Below are 22664 nucleotides of genomic sequence, written 5' to 3' on the forward strand. Positions count from 1 at the left end.
TTTTATGTAATTTTTAAGGAAATCTAAATATAAGCATTTTTGTGAAAATAGCATAAACCTCACTGGAATTTTATAATAGTAATTATTTTTTCAGATTTGCTTAAAAAGTGTAAATTTACGACCATCTAATTATTAATTTTTATGGACTTTAATTTATCCGAAGAACAGCTGATGATACAGCAGGCAGCAAGAGATTTTGCACAAAACGAACTATTACCAGGGGTTATTGAAAGAGATCGCGATCAGAAATTCCCGACTGAGCAGGTAAAGAAGATGGGTGAAATGGGGCTTTTAGGGATGATGGTAGATCCGAAGTACGGTGGAGCAGGAATGGATAGTGTTTCTTACGTTTTGGCAATGGAGGAGATCGCAAAAGTAGATGCATCTGCAGCGGTTGTAATGTCTGTAAACAATTCATTAGTTTGTGCAGGTTTGGAAAAATTTGCTTCTGAGGAACAAAAACAAAAATATCTTACCCCTTTGGCAAGTGGACAGGTAATTGGTGCATTTGCTTTATCTGAGCCTGAAGCAGGATCTGATGCGACATCACAAAAGACCACTGCAGAGGATAAGGGAGATTATTACCTTTTGAACGGAATCAAGAACTGGATTACCAACGGAGGTACGGCTACTTATTACATCGTTATTGCACAAACTGACCCTGAGAAAAAGCATAAGGGAATCAATGCGTTTATCGTGGAAAGAGGATGGGAAGGTTTTGAAATCGGACCGAAAGAAGATAAATTGGGAATCAGAGGAAGTGATACACACTCTTTGATCTTTAATAACGTAAAAGTACCAAAAGAGAACAGAATCGGAGAAGATGGATTTGGATTCAATTTTGCTATGGCTGTACTAAATGGAGGAAGAATCGGGATTGCTTCTCAGGCTTTAGGAATTGCTTCCGGAGCTTATGAGCTGGCTTTGAAATATGCTAAAACGAGAAAAGCGTTTAAAACTGAAATTATCAACCACCAGGCTATTGCCTTCAAATTAGCAGACATGGCTACGCAAATTACAGCTGCCAGAATGCTTTGCTTTAAGGCTGCAACTGAAAAAGATGCAGGAAAAGATATCTCTGAAAGTGGAGCGATGGCAAAGTTATATGCTTCCCAGGTAGCAATGGATACTTCTATTGAAGCAGTACAGATCCATGGTGGCTATGGATACGTGAAAGAATATCACGTGGAAAGATTTATGCGTGATGCTAAGATCACCCAGATCTATGAAGGAACTTCTGAAATCCAGAAAATTGTGATTTCAAGAAGTATTTCAAAATAAAAAAAACAAACAAACACAACTATTTATGAAAAAAACTTGGTGGATTACTCTCGGAGTCATTGTACTTCTTTTAGGAGTATTTGTATGGTATAAATACTTCTTCGTTTTCGGAGAAGGAGTAAAATCAGGTTATCTGAATTACGCGATTAAGAAAGGATATGTTTTTAAGACGTATGAAGGTAAATTGATTCAGGAAGGCTTCGGCCGGGGAAAAACAGGAAGTATAACAAGCTACGAGTTTGAGTTTTCTGTAAACGATCCTGAAGTTTTTAAACAACTTGAAACCAACAGTGGTAAAAGCTTTGATCTTCATTATAAAGAATATAAAGGAGCCTTACCATGGAGAGGAAATACCAGGTATGTTGTAGATAAAGTAGTGAATATGAAATAATGAAAGGCTCTCGATCGAGAGCCTTTCATATACACGCACCACAAAATATTAAGATATAATATTGTTTCTTTTATATGATCTTCTTTATATAAGCATTGAATAAAGTAAGATTTTATTTAATAATCACCTGACCGGACTTTGGAAATTGGTCTATACTGCCAGGTGTTCGTTTTTTAACTCTGTATCATAAAGTTAGTAAAGAATATTTTCTTTATGACCTTCCGGGCATTAAAAAAAAATTAAAAATAAAACACCCCCAGGTCTGAAGGTGATTTTGTACTTAATGAGAAGGGCTTTTGGGAATATTTTTGTTTTTTCTTTTGTAAAAATAATATCCGATCCCTCCGATAAGGAATACAGGCCAGAAAGGCAGGAAAAATAAAAAAATTCCTGTGATAACATCCCATCCTGAAGAGATGGCAGCGATCGAGCGATTACCAAAAGTTTCAGGTTCTTTATCTTCCGCATACCATGATGTTGTTCCGTACAAAGTAATTTCCAGATCACACATAGTATTTTCCAGATAATTCTGCCCGGAAACTTCTGTTTCTTTTTTTTCAACAGAGCCGATACTACTGAGATCAGCCATAAGATATTCAAATTTCTGGATGGGAACCTTTACTCGCAGATAAGCCGTTTTCTTATCATCATTACCCGAAGAAATACTTTCACTTCTTATAAAACCATCATATTTTCTTATTTGCTCGCTTACAAGGTCTTTGGCTGTTTCGGCGTTTTCAACTTTTAATTCCAGGGTACCCGTTTTTATCATTTTGTTTTTAGAAATATTTGCTTCTTCATTTGCCTTGTTGTTTTTATCTTTATAAACAACCCGGGTTTCTCTAATGATCTTTGGAGAAGGAACATTGATCACCATTTTTTCAGCTTTTTTTTCCGTAGAATCTTTCTTTTCTTTTTTTGATTCAAGCCGGGTGGAAGTAATCTGCTGCGAAAGGGAGTCTACGCTTTTTGAGGTCGCTTCAATAGTTTCTTTGAGGTTGCTTTGAGCTTGATCAAATTCTTTGATTTTTACATTGGCAGAATCAAATACAGCATCTGCCGTGTTGGCCATCTTATTGATGCCTTCTGATGCGGCAACAACAGAACTGTCAACAGATTGTACAGCTTCTTTCAGCTGAGATTGCGTTGCTTCACTTTTTTTACATGCTATAAAGGAGGTGGATAAAGCAATAAGTAAGATATACTTTTTCATAAGATTAATTTTTTTGATGAGGTAAAATTAGCTGGGTGATCAAAGCTTCGCTTGTAAAAAGACTGTATTCTTTCGGTAAAATCTTAAGTGCTATGTAATGAGGCGTTTGTATTGTTTGTAAAACTATTTTACAAATGGGGAATGCTTTTGTTTTATAGATTTGTACAAAAAAAACCGCTCAGTATCTGCTGAACGGTTTTAAATTATTGGGTAACAATTTTTTATTGTTGACTGAACTCACTGATGAAATGGAGTTTGACATTCGGGAATTTCTCCTGAGTCATATGGATGGTAAACGAAGAATCCGCTAAAAATACAAGCTGGTTATACTTATCTCTTGCCAGGAATCTCTGTTTCAGCCTTGCAAATTCTTTAAATTCCTCAGATTTTTCATCTGCTTCCACCCAACATGCTTTGTGCATAGAAAGAGGTTCGTACGTACATTTTGCTCCGTATTCATGCTCAAGACGGTATTGAATAACTTCATACTGAAGCGCACCTACCGTTCCGATTATTTTTCGGTTGTTCATTTCAAGGGTAAATAACTGAGCAACCCCTTCGTCCATTAGTTGATCGATACCTTTAGCCAATTGCTTAGCTTTAAGTGGGTCGTTATTATTGATATAACGGAAATGTTCAGGAGAGAAACTAGGTATTCCTTTAAAGCTCAATTTTTCTCCACCGGTTAATGTATCACCAATCCTGAAACTTCCCGTATCGTGTAATCCTACAATATCACCAGGGAAACTTTCATCTACTACTTCTTTTTTATCTGCAAAGAAAGCATTAGGAGATGAGAATTTCATTTTTTTACCTTCTCTTACTAATAAGTAATTTTCATTTCTTTTAAAAGTTCCGGATACAATTTTAACGAATGCCAGGCGGTCTCTGTGTTTAGGATCCATATTAGCATGGATTTTGAAAACGAATCCTGTAAAATTATTTTCCTCAGGTTTTACAATTCGGGTATCGCTTTCTTTAGGTTGAGGCATAGGTGCAATTTCTATAAAAGCATCCAATAATTCACGTACCCCAAAGTTGTTCAAAGCAGATCCAAAGAAAACCGGCTGTAAATCACCTTTCATATAGTCTTCACGACTGAATTCCGGGTAAACGGATTGCACGAGCTCCAGCTCATCACGTAAAGTTTTAGCCGCTTTTTCCCCGATCAGTTCATCGATGGCAGGATCGTTGATATCATCAAATTTAACCGTCTCACCAACTTTTTGCTTTTTTTCCTCCAGAAATAACTGGATATTGTTTTCCCAGATATTATAAATACCCTGGAAGTCACTACCCATTCCAATTGGCAGGGAAAGAGGGACTACACTAAGACCCAATTTTTGTTCAACTTCATCTAACAAGTCAAAAGCATCCTTACCTTCACGGTCCAGTTTATTAATGAAAACCAGCATCGGGATGTTTCTCATTCTACAAACCTGAACCAGTTTTTCCGTTTGTTCCTCAACTCCTTTTGCCACGTCTATCACGACGATTACGGAATCAACTGCAGTTAATGTTCTATACGTGTCTTCGGCAAAATCCTTGTGCCCGGGAGTATCCAGAATGTTTATTTTGTGCCCTTTGTATTCAAAAGCCAATACGGAAGTGGCAACAGAGATCCCTCTCTGTCTTTCAATTTCCATAAAGTCGGAGGTAGCTCCTTTTTTTATCTTGTTGGATTTTACTGCACCAGCTTCCTGAATAGCTCCCCCGAAAAGAAGTAACTTTTCCGTCAAGGTTGTTTTTCCGGCATCAGGGTGAGAAATAATCCCAAATGTTTTTCTTTTTTGTATTTCTTTGATTAAGTCTGACATAGTGTATTTTGAAGTTGCAAAAATCGTGATTTTTTATGACGCTGTCAAATAAATTGCAAAACAAAAAGAAAACTCCCCGGTATATTCGGAATCAAAGGATAACCGGAATGTCGGAACCGAATCACTTTCCGGAATTTAAACAGCCCTAAGAATTTTCTTTTTTTGTTGTTTAAGGCCTTCAAAAAAATTACCTTTGTTCCTTAATTATTACAAAGGAAAAACATGAAAAACAGCAGATATCCAAACTATACTTTTACATGGATCGGTGGCGTTGTTTTATTAGGAGGATTATTTGTGGGAACCTTGTTCGTCACTTTTCTGAACTTCTTTTGGATGCTGATTTTTAAAGAAAACCTACAGCTCAAAGATTGGTTTTTTATGTTATCCAATGCAGCAGGATTTTTAACGGCAATTGCTTTTTTTGATTTTTTCATTGTTAGGCCTACCACAAAACAAAAGCTGAATTTCAATTTTTCTCCTACCAATTTCTATACCTATCTTCTGATTTTTCCAATGATGATAGGGATGATGTTTATTTCTGAGTTTATAACCTCTCAGATTCCTGTAACCGGGCCTTTTTTCGGGAAATATTATGAGTTTTTCAGTGAGTTGATGAATCAGCTGACAGATGATCCTGTCGTTATGATCATAACGGCTGTGATTATGGCTCCGATCTTTGAAGAAATTATTTTTAGAGGAATTATTCAGAAAGGACTTATCAATAAAGGAGTAAAACCCTGGAAAGCGATCTTGTATGCTTCCATTATTTTTGGACTGGTGCATGGGAATCCATGGCAGTTTGTGGGAGCAGTTCTGCTGGGCTGCGTTTTAGGGATTGTTTATGAAAGGACAAAGTCGCTTTTATTGCCGATGTTGCTGCATGGCTTTAATAACTTATGTTCATCATTATTGATTACGTATACAAAAAATGAAAGTTTTTCAGAAGCATTTAAAATTTCTGAATGGATATTGCTGGTAGTGGGGATTATACTTTTTTCTCTGTTTTACTATCTCTTTATGAAAAAGTACAAGGTACATTACGCTGAAATTTAATTAAAAAAATGAAAAGGATATGGAATTATTAGTTGCAACGCACAATCAACATAAAAAGGAAGAAATTCAACAAATATTAGGAGGAGGTTATACTGTCAAAAGTCTTACAGATTACGACATCCACGAGGAGATTGTAGAGGATGGAGACTCTTTTAATGCCAATGCCCTTATCAAGGCAAAATATTGTTTTGAAAAGACAGGGATTCCAAGTCTTGGAGATGACAGCGGATTGGTTGTGGAATCTTTGGACGGTCGTCCGGGGATTTTTTCGGCACGTTATGCAGGAGATCATGATTTTGCAAAAAATATAGAAAAAGTTTTAGGCGAAATGGAAGGCGTTGAAAACAGAAAAGCTTATTTTATTACAGTCTTATGTTATTATGATGAAAACGGAGCTCAATATTTTGAAGGGAGGGCTTACGGAAATCTGTTGACAGAGAATAAAGGACATAAAGGATTTGGATATGATCCGATTTTTGTTCCGGAAGGGCATGAAAGAACATTTGCTGAAATGAATCCTGAAGACAAAAATAAGATCAGCCACCGGAAACAGGCTTTGGATTTGTTTCTGGATCACCTTAAAGTTGCCGGTGAATATCAATAATAGTTTTAGAAACAGGCATATCCAAAATTTCTGTCGTACATTTGCTATAATAAACTATTGATTTGAGTACTTATTTAACGATATTAGGCTTTAATTCAGCAATTCCTACGATTAATACCTCTCCCACGGCACAGTTGCTTGAAATGGAAGAAAGACATTTCCTGATCGATTGTGGAGAAGGTACACAGGTTCAGTTGAGAAAAGCCAAAGCAAGGTTTTCAAAGATTAATCATATTTTTATTTCCCATCTTCATGGGGATCATTGTTTCGGGTTACCGGGACTTATTGCTTCTTTCCGTTTGCTGGGCAGGGAAACTCCTTTACACGTGTATGGTCCTAAGGGGATTAAAAAAATGCTGGAAACCATTTTTACCATTACGGAAACCCATCGTGGATTTGAAGTTATTTATCACGAGCTGGACAAGGATTATTCCGAAAAGATCTATGAGGACAATAGAGTAGAGGTGTTTACAATTCCTTTGGATCACAGGATTTACTGTAACGGTTATCTTTTTAAGGAAAAGCCGAAGGACAGACATATCAATATGAAGGAGATAGCCAAGTACAATGAAATTGAAGTATGTGATTATCATAATATAAAAGCAGGGAAGGACTTTGTGCTTAGTGACGGATATGTTCTGAAAAACGAAATCCTAACAGTGGATCCTATGCCATCGGTTTCGTATGCTTTTTGTAGTGATACAAGATATCTGGAATCTGTGATTCCTATTATAAAGAATGTTACTGTTTTGTATCATGAATCAACCTTTTTACATGATTTAAAGGAAATGGCGGATTATACCGGACATGCTACGGCTTTGGAAGCAGCTACGATAGCACAGAAAGCGGAGGTAGGTAAACTTATTCTTGGGCATTTTTCCAACAGGTATGGAGATCTGACCGTATTTACCGATGAGGCAAGAACTGTTTTTCCTAATACATTCCTGCCGAAAGCATTGGAAAGTGTGAAAATTTAGATGAAGTTATGAATTTTGAAGAGTTAAGAGATTTTTTGAATGAAAAATCGGATCAGTATAATAACTATGATTTTATTGAAGATGATCCGATCCAGATTCCCCATCGTTTTTCCTTAAAGCAGGATATTGAGATTGCAGGTTTCCTGGCCGCAACCATATCGTGGGGAAACAGAAAATCTATTATCCGTTCTGCAGAAAAAATGCTGGATATCATGGGGAACTCTCCATACGATTTTGTTATGAATTTTTCAGAAAAAGATCTGGATTCGATTCGGGACAAAAGTATCCACAGAACTTTTAACGGAGAAGACTTTACTTATTTTATACAGCAATTTAATAAGGTTTACAGAGAAAATGAAAGCCTGGAAAATCTTTTCCTGATCAAAGATTCCGAATTTAATTTTTTGCATGCTATTGAAAGGTTCAGGACTTCTTTCTTAGAAACATCTAAACACAGAAGTCATAAGCATGTGAGCTCACCTTACAAAAATTCATCTTCCAAAAGAATCATTATGTTCTTACGGTGGATGGTTAGAAAAGATAAACGAAGTGTAGACTTTGGTATCTGGGAAAATATAGACCCGAAATACCTGTCGATTCCGCTGGATGTTCATACCGGGAACATTTCGAGAAAGCTTAGTCTGATTACAAGAACTCAGAACGACTGGAAAACAGTAGAAGAGCTCGATCAGGTAATCAGGCAGTTTGATGATAAGGATCCTGCAAAATATGATTTTGCATTATTTGGATTAGGAGTTAGTAAAGAATTTTTATAAAGAGGAAATAATGAAATCAAACACTGAAAAAACAGAAGTTCTTGAAAGAATTGCTAATGGAATTACCTGGTGGATTGGTTCTATTCCATCCCTTATAGCCCATACCTTATTTTTTATTATTTCATTTCTGCTGCCTTTACTTCATATTGTAGAATTTGATAAAATGCTTCTTATCCTTACTACTGTAGTTTCATTGGAAGCCATTTACCTGGCAATATTCATTCAGATGTCTGTTAACAGGAGCCACGAAAAGATCGAAGATATCCAGGAAGACATTGAGGATATTCAGGAAGACATTGAAGAGATCAGTGAAGATATAGAGGAAATCAGCGAAGATATCGAAGAGATCAGTGAGGATATCGAAGAAATTAACGAAGATATTGAAGATATTCAGGAAGATATTGAGGAGATCAATGAGGATGAGGACGATGAAGATCACAATGAACGGGCAAAAAAAGTGATATTGAAAAGCAGTGTGAATTCCAACAAGAACGAGATAAAAGCTTTAAAAGATCAGATATTGAGGCTTCAGAATGAAATTGATGATCTAAAAAAAGATGGTTCAATATAGATACAATATACTTCTTGAGTGTGTGAAACTCTTTTTTATAAGTCTTATTTTTATTTAAATTTTAATTTTTCTGATTTTGAGCGAAATATTAAATATTTTATTTCCAAATACGGATACTGTTATTGTTTAATTTCAGTGAATTATTTTTTTAGTATTTATTTTATCTAATTACTGCTTTTGATTCGTAAAATATTAACATCATATGTTTATTTTTGCTATTTTTGAACAAACAATACCAAAATGTTAAATTATAGACTAAAAAACTACTTTTTCTTTTTAATATTGCTATTAGCTCCGCTCTTTTCGTTTTCTCAAAATCTGGGGAAACTGCCTCAAAGAAAGCCACAAAAGGAAAAAAGTACGGCAGCAAGTCTGAAGGCAGGAGCATTTATTGATGTAAATGTTGCCTCGTATGCTCCATCTGCTTTTACTCCCACACAGCTTGTTACAGACATCCTGATTAACGGAGGTACAAACTGCTCAACTCCGAATGTGACGAATGTTACAGTAAGCCCGAATCATGATGTTGCAAATAATGACAGATTTTGGGGGTATTTTCACAGAGCTACTACCAATTTTCCTTTCAAAGACGGAATTGTACTTACTACGGGTTATGCAAGACAGGCCGGGAACTCTCTGGTAAGCGGAAGCTTATCCGGAAGTATTTCTATGCAAGGTGATGCTGACCTTGCAGCTGCTACAGGAACTAACCTAAGTAACCAACGGGATGCAGTTGCATTGGAATTTGATTTCGTACCCAACTCCAATCAGGTAAAATTTAATTATTTATTTGCTTCTGAAGAATATACAGGAGGTTATCCGTGTAATTATTCTGATGCGTTTGCATTATTGATAAAACCTGTAGCAGGTGGACCTTACGTGAATGTCGCTGTACTTCCGGGAACAGCAGGTGCAGTAAGTGTAACGAATATACGTCCTGCAAACCAGGATAATGGGTCTCCATTAACTTGCGGAGCTCTTAACGACTCTTATTTTGCGGGTTATAATACTTCAAATATAGAAACAAACTATAACGGAAGAACCATTCCTTTAACAGCCATTGCCGATGTAACGCCTGGTGTTGCTTATCATTTTAAAATGGTTTTATCAGACTACAATGACCAAAGTTTAGATTCAGCTGTTTTTTTAGAAGGTGGATCCTTTGATATCGGAATTAAAATTGTTGATGGAAATGGTACGGTTTTACCTGGCACAGTAAACATGTGTGATAATACTCCACAGATATTAAAAGCACAGGTAGTTACAGTACCGGGAATGACCTTTCAGTGGTTTAAAGATGGCGTTCCTATTCCGGGAGCTACCAACATTCAGTATGTGGCGACACAGCCTGGCGTTTATGAGGTAAAAGTTTCGGTACCTGGAAATCAGTGTCCGGGATCAGCAACTATTACGATTGTTGGAGGAACAACTCCTACAGCACATGATGCAGTGCTTAAGATTTGTACGACGCCAAATGCTTTAAACTTTGATTTAAATACAGCAATGCCATTGATCAGTACTACTGCGGGAGCTGTGTTTCACTTTTATGTAAATCAGGCAGACGCAGTTGCCCAAAATAATAATTTCATAAACAACCTAGCCAGCTACGACGGGACTGACGGACAAATTTTGTATGTAGTAGTTTCTAATGGTGCATTTTGTAGCAAAATGGTAAAGTTGACATTGAGAAAAGAAGCGACTCCTGTAGCACAGCTGATTTCTTCAAAAATGAAAATCTGTTCCGGTGAATCTGTTCTTTTAACAGCTTCTGGTGGTGCCACATACCAATGGAGTGACGTTTCAACAAACGGACCTACAAGAACAGTAAGTCCAACTCAGACGACTACGTATACCGTATATGCGATTGGGGTGCAGGGTTGTAAATCATTACAACCGGCTACGGTAACAGTAGAAGTGGTTCCGGCTATTACCTCTAATCTTACCGGAGGAATGATCTGTACCGGAGATCAGATTACGTTAGATGCCGGAGCTGGTCCTAACTATACTTATACCTGGAATACAGGAGCAACAACACAAACGATTACTGTAGCAACAAACGGTACGTACACCGTTACTATTGACAATGGTGTTTGTTCTAAGGTATTTACAACACAGGTAATTAAAGCAGTGATACCAACTGTCATTAAAGTGGATTATAACTCCAGTGGTACGATGGTTATTACCGCAAGTAATCCAAGTAACGGAATTTTAGAATATTCTATTGATAATGGATTAACATGGCAGCCTTCCAATATATTCAATAATGTTCCAAAAAATAAGCTGATATCGATCAGGGTTCGTGTGAAGAATACCAGTTGTGTAGGGTTTCTTGAATACTTTACATTTATGATGAAAAATGTAATTACTCCTAACGGAGATAATGTAAACGATATCATCGACTTTAGAGGAATCAATGAGTATAAAGATTTTACTGCAAGTATCTTTGATCGCTACGGGCGAGAAGTATATAAAGCCGAAAAAGTAAGGCCTTATTGGGATGGATATTTCCAGGGCAAGCGTTTACCTACTGCATCATATTGGTATCAGGTGACTTTTGAAGATCCTGCCAGTAAGGAAAAAGCAGTGAAAACCGGCTGGATCCTCCTGAAGAATTTTGAATAAAATATTAATCATATTTCCAAAAAGACTAACGAATCGTTAGTCTTTTTGTGTTTTATTAAATTATAAAGAGTATTTTAAGACAAATATGTTTACATTATTAACAATACAATTTGAATAGATTTGAGTTTCAATTAAAAAAAATAGTATTTTTGTTTAAAACAATATAAAATGTTAAATAGGAGGATGAGAAGTTTATTTCTGGCTTTATTTTTAGTTCTTGCAGGTAATATAGTGTTCTCCCAGAACAGGGGTCAAAACATTAAACTAAAACAACCTACAGCTGAAAGTATGAAAGCCGGAGCATTTATTGATGTAAATGCAGCCGGATATCCAGAATCTAACTATAACATTACTCAGTTGGTAAAAGATGTTCTTATTGCAGGAGGGTCTACGTGTACCACAGCCAATGTAAGTAATGTAAATGTATCTCCTAATCTACCAACAACGGATCAGAACAGAAGCTGGGGTTATTTTAATAAGGCAGGGACCAACTTTCCCTTTTCAAAAGGTATTGTCCTTGTAACGGGATTTGCCAGAAAAGCAGGAAATAACTTTCAAAGTGTCTTAAGCGATCCACTTCCTTCAGGAGGTGACGTTGACTTAGCAACAGCCCTGAATGTTAATAATGCCAATTTAAGGGATGCTACTTATATCGAATTTGACTTTGTACCTAGTTCTACTGAAGTTTCTTTTCGATACTTATTTGCTTCTAAAGAATACTCACCATCAGGAACTTTTACGTGTAGTATCGCAGATGGCTTTGCCTTATTATTGAAAAAAGTCGGTGATCCTACTTATACTAATTTAGCAGTTTTACCCAATGGTGCAGGTCCTGTAAGTGTAACCAATATTATTCCTTCAGGCTTGGCTTGTGGTCCTAAAAATGCACAATATTTTGCTGGAATGAATAATCCTCAGGTTGAAACCAACTTTGACGGACGCACGGTTCCTTTAACAGCAAAAGCAACGGTAATTCCAGGTGAAACCTATCATTTTAAAATGGTTTTAGCGGATTATCAGGACGTAAATTTTGATTCTGCTGTTTTTTTGGAGGCAGGATCCTTCGATATCGGAGTTCAGATTTTAGGTCCCGGAGGAGTAGCACTTCCTCCGTCTATTAATATGTGTGACAATACTCCTCAGGTACTTACTGCATCGATCCAGAATGCAACAGCTTCCTACCAGTGGTTCTTGAATAATAATCCTATTGCTGGAGCTACCAACGCGACTTATACAGCGACCCAACCAGGAGTTTATACACTTCAGGTGCTTCTTGCAGGAAATACATGCCCGGGAACGGCCACTGTAACGATCGTAGGCGGAACTTCACCTACGGTACAAAATGCAACGTTGACAGCCTGCTATGCTCCAGGAAATGCAATATTTAATTTACCGGCTGCTCAGACATCGATCAGTACAACTCCAGGAGCTACATTTGCTTATTATGCCAATTTAGCGGATGCCAATGCCGGAAATGGAAATACGATAGCAACACCGGCAACATATTCAAGTCCTGGAGGACAGACGGTCTATGTTCTGGTTAAAAACGGATTTTGTTCAAAAGTTGCTCAGCTCCAGTTGATCAAAGCCCCTCAAATGACGGGGACAATAGCTCCTCCTACACCGCTTACATGTGCTAATTCACAAATAACATTAAATGCATCGACTTCTGTATATCCTGCAGGATCTACATTTAACTGGACTACCACAGGTGGAAATATTGTTTCCGGAGGAAACACTTTAACTCCTGTAGTGAATGCGGCTGGAACTTACACATTGACTATTTCCAATACCTACCAGCCCGGAAATGTAGTGTGTACAGCAACTGCAACCGTTACTGTAGTAGGGGATAGTGCTCCTCCAACTACGACTGTATCGGCAACTAAAGTATTAATCTGTGCAGGGGAGACTGTAACATTAACTGCTTCCGGTGGGGCTACGTACAATTGGACGGGATTACCGGGGACGGGAAATACGCAAACCGTAACACCAGCCACTACCACCACTTATACGGTAACTGCTGTTGGAGCAAATGGATGTGTTTCTCAAAATCCTGCAAGTATAACAATTGAGGTTTCCCAACCTATTACAGTGCAAAATGCTACTTTGCTTAAATGTTATCAACCAGGTAATTTAACATATGATCTTACTTCTGCTCAGCCACAAATTACAACGGTAGGAACGGCAACCTTTGCTTACTATGCCAATTTAGCGGACGCTAATGCAGGAAACGCCAATACGATTGCGGTACCAACAGCTTATCCGACGCCAGGGAATGTAACGGTTTATGTTCTGGTGAAGAATGGCGGATGTAGTTATGTAGTCAATCTGCAGCTATTAAAAACTGCCGAAACAACATTAACGATTGCAACTCCACCAACTATTACATGTACAACGACACAGATTACATTGGACGCATCGGCATCAGTCGTGCCGGCAGGTTCTTCCATATTATGGACTACAACAGGGGGGAATATTGTTTCAGGGGCCAATACATTAACACCGGTTGTTAATGCAGGCGGAACGTATACATTAACAGTACAGAATACAACACAGCCTGGAAATGTAAACTGTAGCTACACAGCCAATGTTACGGTGGTGGAAAATAAAACACCACCAACGGCAACCTTAACTTCTTCCCACGCTCAAATTTGTGTAGGAGAGTCGGTGACTTTAACAGCCGGCGGAGGAGTAAGCTATAACTGGACGGGTCTGACCGGAAACGGGAGTACACAAACGGTTTCTCCGACAGTCACTACAACTTATACTGTATATGCTGTAGGAGCTAATGGATGTATTTCAACAAACCCTGCAACGGTTACCGTGATCGTAGGGCCACCGGTTGCATCAGTGACTGCCTCAAAATCAAAAATATGTGCCGGAGAATCTGTTACATTAACAGCTTCCGGAGGGATTACTTATAATTGGGTCGGATTGACCGGAAACGGAAATACCCAGGTGGTTTCTCCAACGGTTACAACAACTTACTCAGTATATGCGCTGGGAGGGAACGGATGTACATCACTGGTTCCTGCCACGATTACTATTGAAGTAGTACCAGCTATTACCTCTACCTTACAGGATGTATATGTGTGTGCCGGTGATACAGGAATCCTGGATGCCGGAAGTGGTCCGAATTACACTTATATATGGAGTAACGGAGCAACGACTCAAACAATTTCAACAAATATTACTGGAACCTATACGGTTACCATAAGTAATGGAACCTGTTCGAAAGCGTTTACCGCTCAGCTATTAAATCCTAATCTGCCACAGTTCACCAATATTGTTTATGAAAACCATGTGCTGACTTTAAGTGCAACCAATCCTACCGGAGGAACATTGGAATATTCTATTGACGGAGGGCTTACCTGGCAGAATTCCAATATATTTAATAATGTACTAAATAACACAAATTATAATCTGATGGTAAGGGTAAAGGATGCCAAATGTAGTACCTCATTAAGCTACTTCACCTTTGTGATTAGTAATGCTATCACTCCTAACTCAGATGGAAAGAATGACACAATCGACTTTTCGGGAATAAGCGGATATAATAATTTTGCGGCTTCTATTTTCAACAGATATGGACAGGAACTCTTTAAAGCTACTAAGTTAGAACCTGCCTGGAATGGAACAGTAAAAGGATTAGCCCTGCCAACTGCTACTTATTGGTACAGAGTACAGTGGGAGAATCCTGCGAGTAAAAAATTAGAATTACGAACAGGATGGATATTGTTGAAAAACAGGAATTAATTTTTAAAAATATACTCTTAAATGTAAGCCTTTCATAATTGAAAGGCTTTGTTTTTTTAACATAATAATGTTAAATATGTATGTGGTATGTTTAAAAATAATTTAAATTTGTTGAAACAAAAATATTATGAAGAGATATCTCCTGTTGTTTTCTTTTTTTTTAGTTTCGCTGAATATTTATCATTCACAAAGTATTAATCCCAGAAAAGTTCCTAAGCCAAGACCTAATTTAGCTGCCAAAGCAGGGGCGTTTATCGATGTAAATGCACCGGGATATAATGAGTCTGCTTACAACATTACTCAGCTTGTAAAAGACGTGCTTATTTCATCAGGAACAAACTCATGTGTTACTCCCAATGTGTCAAATGTCCAGGTAAATCCTTCTTTACCGGCAAGTGATGTCAATAGGGCGTGGGGTTACTTTCATAAGGGTACCACAAACTTTCCCTTTAAAGATGGAATTGTACTTGTGACCGGAAAGGCGAACAGGACCGGAAACAGCTATATAGATGTATTGAGTCCTTTAAGTGACCTTGTCGGTACAGGAAGCGACCCGGATCTGGTAGCTGCTACCAATCCGTCAGTGAATCTAAATGATGCTGTTGTATTGGAGTTTGATTTCGTTCCTACTTCTTCGCAGGTGAAATTTAATTATTTATTTGCTTCCGAAGAATATACAACATCCTTTCCATGCAGTTATTCCGATGCATTTGCGCTGTTGCTTAAACCTGTAGCGGGTACAGCACCTTACGTCAATATGGCGGTATTACCCAGTGGTGCCGGACCCGTAAGTGTAACCAATATTCACCCGGATACTCAGTTTGATGGGAGCCCTTTGAGTTGTGGAGCAATTAATCCAACATTCTTCGGAGGATATAATACAACTAATATTGAGACTAATTTTAACGGTAGAACCGTTCCTCTTACGGCTACCGCAACGGTAATTCCGGGACAGGCCTATCATTTCAAAATGGTTCTTGCTGATGCGATCGATACAAGTTATGATTCAGCGGTATTTTTAGAAGGTGGATCTTTTAATATAGGAGTGGAATTATTGGATCCGGATGGAGGCACATTGCCATCAGATATCAATGTTTGTGATAATGTTCCTCAGGTACTGACAGCTTCAGTGAGTGATCCTAATATGGCGTATCAATGGTATTACAACGGTGCCATTGTACCGGGAGCAACAACCAATACCATTACAGCAGTACAGCCGGGAACCTATACTATTGAAGTTACTTTTCCGGGAAATCCATGTCCGGGGAAAGCATCTATACAGATTCATGGGGGGACAACTCCTAATGCCAATGATGCTACGCTATTGTTATGCTCTACGCCGGATGTCACAACATTTGATTTGACTACAGCAATGCCTTCAATAAGTACAACACCTAATGCGGTATTCCATTTTTATGAAAATCAGGCAGATGCTTTAGCGCAAAATGATAATTATATTACCACTCCGCTTAATTATAATGGTAATGATGGACAGATTTTATATGTTGTGGTGTCTAATGGAGGGTTCTGTAGTCGGCTGATTAAATTAACTTTATCAAAAGAGGTTACCCCTACCGCACATGTTGTTTCCACAAAACTGAAAATATGTCCGGGAGATTCAGTAGACCTTACGGCTACTGGCGGAGTTACTTACCAATGGAATAATTTCCCGGGAACCGGTAATACACAAACCGTAACTTTATTCAACACTACAACGTTTACAGTATATGCTATCGGAGCAAAAGGATGTAAATCATTGCAGCCTGCTACAATCACAGTAGAAGTAGTTCCGGAAATAACCTCTCCTTTGAAAGATGTTGAAATGTGTATCGGAGACAGAATTACACTAGATGCGGGAGCCGGACCTAATTATACTTATTTATGGAGTACGGGTGAAACGACGCAAACGATTTCTGTAGACCAATTGGGTATTTATTCTGTTACTATAGATAATGGGTACTGTACAAAAGTATTCACGGTGAAAGTGATGGGAGCTACATTGCCTTTTATTACCGGATTAAATTATGGCAATAATACATTAACAATCACAGCGGTAAATCCATCGCTTAATAATATTCCTGGAGTACTTGAGTATTCTATTGATAACGGAATTTCATGGCAGGCTTCTAACGTGTTTACGGGGTTATTGGATAATACAACATATAATCTTCAGGTAAGAATACAGGGAACACATTGTGTGGGAACACTTGACTTCTTTACTTTAAAGATTTCCAATATTATTACTCCTAACGAAGATGGAATCAATGATGTTCTTGACCTGTCGTCTCTAAAGAACTTTAATAACTTTACCGGATCTATTTATGACAGATATGGTGTGGAAATGTTCAGGTTCTCTAAAGAAAATCCGATCTGGGATGGAACCGTAGGAGGAAAGAGATTATCTACCGCTACGTACTGGTATAAATTTAACTTTGAATATCCTAAGTCAAAAGCCCAGATGAACTGGTCCGGTTGGATATTACTTAAAAACAGAGAATAAATTATTTATTTATAGATTGTAAATTGAAAAGCCTTTCAGATATCTGAAAGGCTTTTCCTATTTCTTTATTTCTTAGTTTATTATTATGCGTTTTCTTTCCACTGTTTTGTAAAAGAAATAAAATCGTTAACGCTGAGTTCTTCAGCTCTCTTATCTAAAAATTCATGCGTTTTTAATGCTTCAGGAATATTCAGTATTTTAAGAGAGTTGGATAATTTCTTTCTCCTCTGGTTGAATCCTGCCTTTACAATTTGCTTAAACAGGACTTCATTGCCGGCTAAACCTTCTTTGGGATTTCTGGTTAGCCTGATAACTCCTGATTTTACCTTTGGTGGTGGGTTGAAAACATTTTCATGAACAGTAAACATATAGGATACATCATAGTACGCCTGAATAAGAACAGATAAAATGCCATAGTCTTTTGTTCTCGGAACGGCAGCTGTTCTTTCTGCAACTTCCTTCTGGAACATTCCTACCATTTCGGGAATAAGCTCATAATGATCTATGATCTTAAAAAGGATCTGCGAAGATATATTATAGGGGAAATTGCCAATAATAGCAAGCTGTTCATTATTGATAAAAGCAAAATCCTGCTTTAAAAAATCTCCTACGAAATTTTTATCTGTAATTTTTGAATAATGATTTTTCAAATATTCGATGGACTCGTTATCAATTTCAGCAAGATAAATATATTGGTCTTTTTCCAATAGATATTTTGTAAGGACTCCCATTCCCGGACCAACCTCCATGATATTATTGTAGTTTTCAAAGCTTAAGCCTTCTACAATTTTTCTCGCTATGTTTTCATCTGTCAGGAAGTGTTGACCAAGATGTTTTTTTGCTTTTACACTCAAAGTTTTTTATGATTTTGTTAACAATGATTTTCTTTTTTTCGTCCCAAATTTCGGAAGATTTTTTCTATTTTAGCCAAAAAATTTAATATTAATGGCGAAATCTGTAGATGAATTTAATAAGAAGAGACTTAGGTCCAGCAATATTACAGTGGTAATTAGTATTGCCTTAGTGTTATTTTTGTTAGGATTAATGGGATTGATTTTAATTAATGCCCAGAAATATTCTGACTATATCAAGGAGCAGTTGGTTGTAAACGCATACTTTGATGAAAACTATGACGCTAAAGATTCTGTTAAAATTGCGAAACTGGAAGAAGAAACTTTTAAAAAAGTACAGACTTTAGCCCCCGTAAAAAGGGCAACCTATATTTCAAGAGAAATGGCTGCTAAGGAAGCGAAAGCCAGTATGGGAATTGATAGTGATGCACTTTTTGAAGAAAATATTTTCCCTTCATCTATTGAAGTTGCCTTAAAACCGGAGTATGTGGATCCGGCAAAAATTGATGCGGCTATTAAAACGCTGAAATCCGTTCCCGGTATTGTAGATGTAAAGAATAACAGTACGCTGATGGTAGATGTTTATAATAACCTGAACAGAATCTTGAAATGGATCTTAGGCTTTTCTATACTATTCCTTATTTTAGCGGTTGTCTTGATTAACAATTCAATCCGTCTGAAAATATTCTCCAAAAGATTTATTATTAAAACCATGCAGCTTGTAGGTGCAAAGAGAAGATTTATCCTGAAACCATTTATTGTTGAGGCTTTGATTTTGGGTTGTATAGGCTCTGTTATCGGACTTCTGGCGCTATTTGGAGTATGGTATTATTTCACAAGTCAGATCGGGTCTGCATTTGTTCAGAATAATCAGCAATATTTCTGGCTTGTTATACTGGTATTCGGGGTAGGGATTTTTATTACTGTTTTAAGTACTATTGTTGCTACCTGGAGATTCTTGAGAACAAACGTTGACGATTTATATTACTCTTAAAAAGATGAGCAAAAAAACAAATAAATTTTCTGCAGCTGAGTTTGGTACGGATACCAAAGCTCCACAGGAAAACACCTTTTATTTCGGACAACAAAACTTTAAATGGATGCTGATTGGATTAGCATTCATTGTAGTAGGTTTTCTCCTGATGATGGGTGCCGATGCTAATACAGTCGATGGAAAATATGATCCGAACTCATGGAACGACGGTATCTTCTCTATTCGCAGAATCCGGATAGCTCCATTATTTGTAGTTATCGGTTTCGTGATAGAAGTATATGCGATTTTAAAAAGAAAATAATTTTTTATTTAAGATTAAGAAGTTTAAGAAATTCGGAGTATTCCGGATTTCAGGCTTTTTAATCTTTTAATTTTATACATATGGATTTATTCAAAGCAATTATTATTGCGATTATAGAAGGTCTTACTGAGTATCTTCCAATTTCTTCTACAGCCCACATGGGTTTCACGGCTAGCTTAATGGGATTGCCGGAAGATGAATTTTTAAAAATGTTTCAGGTATCTATTCAGTTTGGTGCTATTTTATCAGTGGTGGTTGCTTATTGGAAAAAGTTCTTTGATTTTAATAATATTAAATTCTATTATAAGCTTGCCTTTGCGGTAGTACCGGCTTTGGCTTTGGGATATCTTTTTGATGATAAGATTGAAGCTGTTCTTGGAAATCAGATCGCTATTTCGTCTGTTTTGGTTTTAGGTGGAATCGTTTTATTATTTGCAGATACCTGGTTTAAAAACCCGACAATTGATGATGAAAAGGGGATCACTATCAAGAAAGCCGTGACCATAGGTTTTTGGCAGTGTCTTGCAATGATGCCGGGAACAAGCAGAAGTGCTGCTTCTATTATCGGAGGAATGACACAGGGATTAACGCGAAAGGCGGCCGCGGAATTTTCATTTTTCCTTGCTGTTCCTACGATGCTGGCAGTTACTGTGTATTCAGTTTTTGTAAAAACTTGGGGAAAAGAAACTCCTAATCCTCAGAAAGGATATGAAATGATTTTGTCATCACAAGATCATCTTACTATTTTTATCATTGGAAATATCGTGGCATTTATTGTAGCTTTAATCGCTATTAAAGCTTTTATCGGAGTGCTTAATAAATATGGTTTCAAACCTTGGGGATGGTATCGTATTTTTGTAGGAATAGCTTTATTGATTTATTTCTATTTCTTTAAATAAATTATTCTCTTATCTATTTATTACCAATTTATGACTGCCGAAAATATACTTGAAGGCCATATATTTTTACTTGATAAACCTTTGGATTGGACCTCTTTCCAGGCCGTTAATAAAATGAAATATAAACTCAAAAGTGAGTTTAAACTTCCTAAAAAATTTAAGATTGGGCATGCCGGAACTTTAGATCCTAGAGCAACAGGTTTACTCATTGTCTGTACCGGGAAATTCACTAAAAAAATTCCTGAAATACAGGATGCCCCTAAAGAATATTGGACTGAAATCAAGATAGGGGTTCAGACGGAATCTTACGATACTGAAAAACCTGAAATTCTTCATCAGGATATTTCAAACGTTTCCGAGGAGCAGGTAAGAGCAGTTTTACAAAAATTTGTTGGAGAAATAGACCAGAAACCTCCTGTTTTTTCTGCTATAAAAATTGATGGGAAAAGAGCTTATAATCTAGCGAGAGCAGGTGAAGAAGTAGAGATGAAGTCAAGAAAAACTACTATTTTTTATCTTAATAATATTCAGATTGATTTTCCTTTTGTGAGTTTTACGGTAGGATGTTCAAAGGGGACTTATATCCGGAGTCTTGCACATGATATTGGGCAGGAGCTTGGTGTTGGTGCATATTTAACGCAACTGAGACGTACGAAGATCGGGGAATATAAGATAGAGGACAGTACAGAAAAGTTTTTAGAAAATGATTTTAAATTTGAAAGTATATGAAAAAAACTCTCCTTTTGTTCATAAGTTTATTTTCGATAACTCTATCATACGCTCAAAATGTTGAGAACAAAAAGCCGAAAATGGATTTTTATGTTAATCCCACTCTCAATTTAGGATATAATCTTGGAAATAATATTCAGGATGACAGAAATAAGGATTCAGCCTATTATCAACAATACATAGCTCCTTATCTCCCTAATAAAATTACTTTTGGAATGACAGTTATCGGTGGGTATAATTTTCTTCCTAACTTTGCCTTAGGATCAGGGATAAAATATAGTTTTACGGATAAGAATTTTCATTTGCTTTATTGGGTTATCCAACCTAAATTCATAATTGGTCCTGGAGATGAACCTTTTTTTATTGATATTAATTATGGAAAGCAGATCAACCACTCTGTTGTTTCAAATGCTGAATTCTGGGGAATAAAGTTGGGGAAACAGGTGTCTTATTCGAAAAGATTAAGCCAGGAAGGAGGACTTGTTCTTGAAAATCATAACTTTGGAAAATCAAATGCTTTTTTTATCGGTTTGAGTTATGGGATAACATTTTTTAGTAATAAAAACTACACGGGTTACGGAGACGATTAATGGAAAAGACACGGATTAATAAATATTTATCAGAAGTTGGTTTCTGCTCAAGAAGAGCGGCAGATAAATTACTGGAAGAAGGGAGAATAAAAATCAACGGGCAGATTCCTGAATTGGGAACGAAAATTTCCGACGAAGATGTTGTGGAAGTAGACGGTAAACCGATCCGGGAAACAGAAGAAAAACCTGTTTATATTGCTTTTAATAAACCAATTGGTATTGTTTGTACCACAGATACAAAAAGAGAAAAAAACAATATTGTAGATTATATCAATCATCCTAAAAGAATTTTTCCGATTGGTAGGTTGGACAAGCCTAGTGAAGGCCTAATACTTCTAACCAGTGACGGGGATATTGTTAACAAAATTTTAAGGGCCAGGAACAATCACGAAAAGGAATATCTTGTAAGAGTCGATAAGCCGATTAATCCGAGATTTTTGGAGAAAATGAGAAATGGAGTTCCCATCCTGGATACCGTCACTAAAAAATGTGAGGTAGAAAAAGTAGATGATATGACGTTCAGAATTGTTCTTACCCAAGGCCTCAACAGGCAGATTCGCAGAATGTGTGAATATTTGGGCTACGAAGTGAAAAAACTTAAAAGGATGCGTATCATGAATATCAAGCTGGATTTACCTGTAGGAAAATGGAGAGATCTTACCGATGAGGAGCTATCCGCTTTGAACAAGTTGCTTGAAGACTCCAGTAAAACGGTAGATTAAATTGATAAGAAAGTAAG

At 37.1% G+C, this 22664-nt stretch carries 19 protein-coding genes; 16 read left to right on the forward strand and 3 right to left on the reverse strand.

The window, feature by feature from the left end; all coding sequences use genetic code 11:
- Nucleotides 1–141: 141 nt before the first annotated feature.
- Together ACNFU2_RS21235 and ACNFU2_RS21240 are read left to right on the forward strand one after the other, a co-directional pair.
- A complete protein-coding gene (locus tag ACNFU2_RS21235; RefSeq protein ID WP_172277372.1) occupies nucleotides 142–1281 on the forward strand; it encodes an acyl-CoA dehydrogenase in 1140 nt (379 codons plus the stop codon).
- 25 nt (nucleotides 1282–1306) lie between these two features.
- Nucleotides 1307–1672: a hypothetical protein gene (locus ACNFU2_RS21240; RefSeq protein ID WP_172277375.1), complete on the forward strand. Its 366-nt coding sequence runs from the start codon at nucleotides 1307–1309 to the stop codon at nucleotides 1670–1672.
- A 280-nt stretch (nucleotides 1673–1952) separates the two neighbouring features.
- Here ACNFU2_RS21240 and ACNFU2_RS21245 read toward each other — a convergent pair whose 3' ends face one another.
- Together ACNFU2_RS21245 and ACNFU2_RS21250 are read right to left on the reverse strand one after the other, a co-directional pair.
- Nucleotides 1953–2885, reverse strand: coding sequence for a DUF4349 domain-containing protein (locus ACNFU2_RS21245; protein ID WP_306611360.1), 933 nt, complete (start codon nucleotides 2883–2885; stop codon nucleotides 1953–1955).
- Nucleotides 2886–3106: 221 nt separating this feature from the next.
- The gene (locus ACNFU2_RS21250) at nucleotides 3107–4702 is read right to left on the reverse strand and encodes a peptide chain release factor 3 (protein WP_172277381.1); all 1596 of its coding nucleotides are present in this window, start codon (nucleotides 4700–4702) and stop codon (nucleotides 3107–3109) included.
- 222 nt (nucleotides 4703–4924) lie between these two features.
- On the opposite strand from ACNFU2_RS21250, the gene ACNFU2_RS21255 reads away from it, so the two are divergent.
- The 8 genes from ACNFU2_RS21255 to ACNFU2_RS21290 all read left to right on the forward strand — a co-directional run bounded on the left by ACNFU2_RS21255 (nucleotide 4925) and on the right by ACNFU2_RS21290 (nucleotide 17561).
- Nucleotides 4925–5755 carry a CPBP family intramembrane glutamic endopeptidase gene (locus tag ACNFU2_RS21255; protein ID WP_273647387.1) on the forward strand — a complete coding sequence of 277 codons (831 nt, stop codon included), beginning with the start codon at nucleotides 4925–4927 and terminating at the stop codon, nucleotides 5753–5755.
- Nucleotides 5756–5774: 19 nt separating this feature from the next.
- Nucleotides 5775–6359: an RdgB/HAM1 family non-canonical purine NTP pyrophosphatase gene (gene rdgB / locus ACNFU2_RS21260; protein ID WP_273647388.1), complete on the forward strand. Its 585-nt coding sequence runs from the start codon at nucleotides 5775–5777 to the stop codon at nucleotides 6357–6359.
- A gap of 62 nt (nucleotides 6360–6421) precedes the next feature.
- Nucleotides 6422–7336 carry a ribonuclease Z gene (locus tag ACNFU2_RS21265; RefSeq protein WP_273647389.1) on the forward strand — a complete coding sequence of 305 codons (915 nt, stop codon included), beginning with the start codon at nucleotides 6422–6424 and terminating at the stop codon, nucleotides 7334–7336.
- An 8-nt stretch (nucleotides 7337–7344) separates the two neighbouring features.
- A complete protein-coding gene (locus ACNFU2_RS21270) occupies nucleotides 7345–8112 on the forward strand; it encodes a TIGR02757 family protein (protein ID WP_273647390.1) in 768 nt (255 codons plus the stop codon).
- A gap of 10 nt (nucleotides 8113–8122) precedes the next feature.
- Nucleotides 8123–8683 carry a DUF1003 domain-containing protein gene (locus tag ACNFU2_RS21275; RefSeq protein ID WP_172277396.1) on the forward strand — a complete coding sequence of 187 codons (561 nt, stop codon included), beginning with the start codon at nucleotides 8123–8125 and terminating at the stop codon, nucleotides 8681–8683.
- Nucleotides 8684–8923: 240 nt separating this feature from the next.
- A complete protein-coding gene (locus ACNFU2_RS21280) occupies nucleotides 8924–11305 on the forward strand; it encodes a choice-of-anchor L domain-containing protein (protein WP_273647392.1) in 2382 nt (793 codons plus the stop codon).
- Between the two features lie 183 nt (nucleotides 11306–11488).
- Nucleotides 11489–15061, forward strand: coding sequence for a choice-of-anchor L domain-containing protein (locus tag ACNFU2_RS21285; RefSeq protein ID WP_273647393.1), 3573 nt, complete (start codon nucleotides 11489–11491; stop codon nucleotides 15059–15061).
- Between the two features lie 127 nt (nucleotides 15062–15188).
- Nucleotides 15189–17561, forward strand: coding sequence for a choice-of-anchor L domain-containing protein (locus ACNFU2_RS21290; protein ID WP_273647394.1), 2373 nt, complete (start codon nucleotides 15189–15191; stop codon nucleotides 17559–17561).
- Between the two features lie 83 nt (nucleotides 17562–17644).
- Here ACNFU2_RS21290 and rsmA read toward each other — a convergent pair whose 3' ends face one another.
- Nucleotides 17645–18415 carry a 16S rRNA (adenine(1518)-N(6)/adenine(1519)-N(6))-dimethyltransferase RsmA gene (gene rsmA, locus ACNFU2_RS21295; RefSeq protein ID WP_273647395.1) on the reverse strand — a complete coding sequence of 257 codons (771 nt, stop codon included), beginning with the start codon at nucleotides 18413–18415 and terminating at the stop codon, nucleotides 17645–17647.
- A 91-nt stretch (nucleotides 18416–18506) separates the two neighbouring features.
- On the opposite strand from rsmA, the gene ACNFU2_RS21300 reads away from it, so the two are divergent.
- The 6 genes from ACNFU2_RS21300 to rluF all read left to right on the forward strand — a co-directional run bounded on the left by ACNFU2_RS21300 (nucleotide 18507) and on the right by rluF (nucleotide 22647).
- Nucleotides 18507–19406 carry a cell division protein FtsX gene (locus ACNFU2_RS21300; RefSeq protein ID WP_172277411.1) on the forward strand — a complete coding sequence of 300 codons (900 nt, stop codon included), beginning with the start codon at nucleotides 18507–18509 and terminating at the stop codon, nucleotides 19404–19406.
- Between the two features lie 4 nt (nucleotides 19407–19410).
- Nucleotides 19411–19707, forward strand: coding sequence for a DUF3098 domain-containing protein (locus ACNFU2_RS21305; RefSeq protein ID WP_034686639.1), 297 nt, complete (start codon nucleotides 19411–19413; stop codon nucleotides 19705–19707).
- An 80-nt stretch (nucleotides 19708–19787) separates the two neighbouring features.
- Complete coding sequence (locus tag ACNFU2_RS21310) at nucleotides 19788–20606, forward strand: undecaprenyl-diphosphate phosphatase (protein WP_273647396.1); 819 nt, start codon at nucleotides 19788–19790, stop codon at nucleotides 20604–20606.
- 30 nt (nucleotides 20607–20636) lie between these two features.
- Entirely contained in the window at nucleotides 20637–21335 is a 699-nt protein-coding gene (gene truB, locus ACNFU2_RS21315) for a tRNA pseudouridine(55) synthase TruB (RefSeq protein ID WP_172277417.1), read from the forward strand.
- Between the two features lie 80 nt (nucleotides 21336–21415).
- Nucleotides 21416–21925 (forward strand): hypothetical protein, encoded by a 510-nt coding sequence (locus ACNFU2_RS21320; RefSeq protein ID WP_306611372.1) that lies wholly within the window; start codon nucleotides 21416–21418, stop codon nucleotides 21923–21925.
- Nucleotides 21925–22647 (forward strand): 23S rRNA pseudouridine(2604) synthase RluF, encoded by a 723-nt coding sequence (gene rluF / locus ACNFU2_RS21325; protein ID WP_172277423.1) that lies wholly within the window; start codon nucleotides 21925–21927, stop codon nucleotides 22645–22647. Before ACNFU2_RS21320 ends, rluF begins: the two co-directional genes overlap by 1 nt.
- The last annotated feature ends 17 nt before the right edge of the window (nucleotides 22648–22664 follow it).

Source organism: Chryseobacterium sp. PTM-20240506 (genome assembly GCF_048296755.1).
In the GTDB taxonomy this organism is placed as follows: Bacteria; Bacteroidota; Bacteroidia; order Flavobacteriales; family Weeksellaceae; genus Chryseobacterium; species Chryseobacterium proteolyticum.

Excerpts from the sequence above, each read along its gene's own strand:
- ACNFU2_RS21255 (WP_273647387.1), top strand. The coding sequence starts at position 4,925 with ATGAAAAACAGCAGATATCCAAACTATACTTTTACATGGATCGGTGGC.
- ACNFU2_RS21280 (WP_273647392.1), top strand. The coding sequence starts at position 8,924 with ATGTTAAATTATAGACTAAAAAACTACTTTTTCTTTTTAATATTGCTA.
- ACNFU2_RS21240 (WP_172277375.1), top strand. The coding sequence starts at position 1,307 with ATGAAAAAAACTTGGTGGATTACTCTCGGAGTCATTGTACTTCTTTTA.
- ACNFU2_RS21235 (WP_172277372.1), top strand. The coding sequence starts at position 142 with ATGGACTTTAATTTATCCGAAGAACAGCTGATGATACAGCAGGCAGCA.
- rdgB (WP_273647388.1), top strand. The coding sequence starts at position 5,775 with ATGGAATTATTAGTTGCAACGCACAATCAACATAAAAAGGAAGAAATT.
- rluF (WP_172277423.1), top strand. The coding sequence starts at position 21,925 with ATGGAAAAGACACGGATTAATAAATATTTATCAGAAGTTGGTTTCTGC.
- ACNFU2_RS21275 (WP_172277396.1), top strand. The coding sequence starts at position 8,123 with ATGAAATCAAACACTGAAAAAACAGAAGTTCTTGAAAGAATTGCTAAT.
- ACNFU2_RS21320 (WP_306611372.1), top strand. The coding sequence starts at position 21,416 with ATGGATTTTTATGTTAATCCCACTCTCAATTTAGGATATAATCTTGGA.
- ACNFU2_RS21245 (WP_306611360.1), bottom strand. The coding sequence starts at position 2,885 with ATGAAAAAGTATATCTTACTTATTGCTTTATCCACCTCCTTTATAGCA.
- ACNFU2_RS21270 (WP_273647390.1), top strand. The coding sequence starts at position 7,345 with ATGAATTTTGAAGAGTTAAGAGATTTTTTGAATGAAAAATCGGATCAG.
- truB (WP_172277417.1), top strand. The coding sequence starts at position 20,637 with ATGACTGCCGAAAATATACTTGAAGGCCATATATTTTTACTTGATAAA.
- ACNFU2_RS21250 (WP_172277381.1), bottom strand. The coding sequence starts at position 4,702 with ATGTCAGACTTAATCAAAGAAATACAAAAAAGAAAAACATTTGGGATT.
- ACNFU2_RS21305 (WP_034686639.1), top strand. The coding sequence starts at position 19,411 with ATGAGCAAAAAAACAAATAAATTTTCTGCAGCTGAGTTTGGTACGGAT.
- ACNFU2_RS21290 (WP_273647394.1), top strand. The coding sequence starts at position 15,189 with ATGAAGAGATATCTCCTGTTGTTTTCTTTTTTTTTAGTTTCGCTGAAT.
- ACNFU2_RS21285 (WP_273647393.1), top strand. The coding sequence starts at position 11,489 with ATGAGAAGTTTATTTCTGGCTTTATTTTTAGTTCTTGCAGGTAATATA.
- ACNFU2_RS21310 (WP_273647396.1), top strand. The coding sequence starts at position 19,788 with ATGGATTTATTCAAAGCAATTATTATTGCGATTATAGAAGGTCTTACT.
- ACNFU2_RS21300 (WP_172277411.1), top strand. The coding sequence starts at position 18,507 with ATGGCGAAATCTGTAGATGAATTTAATAAGAAGAGACTTAGGTCCAGC.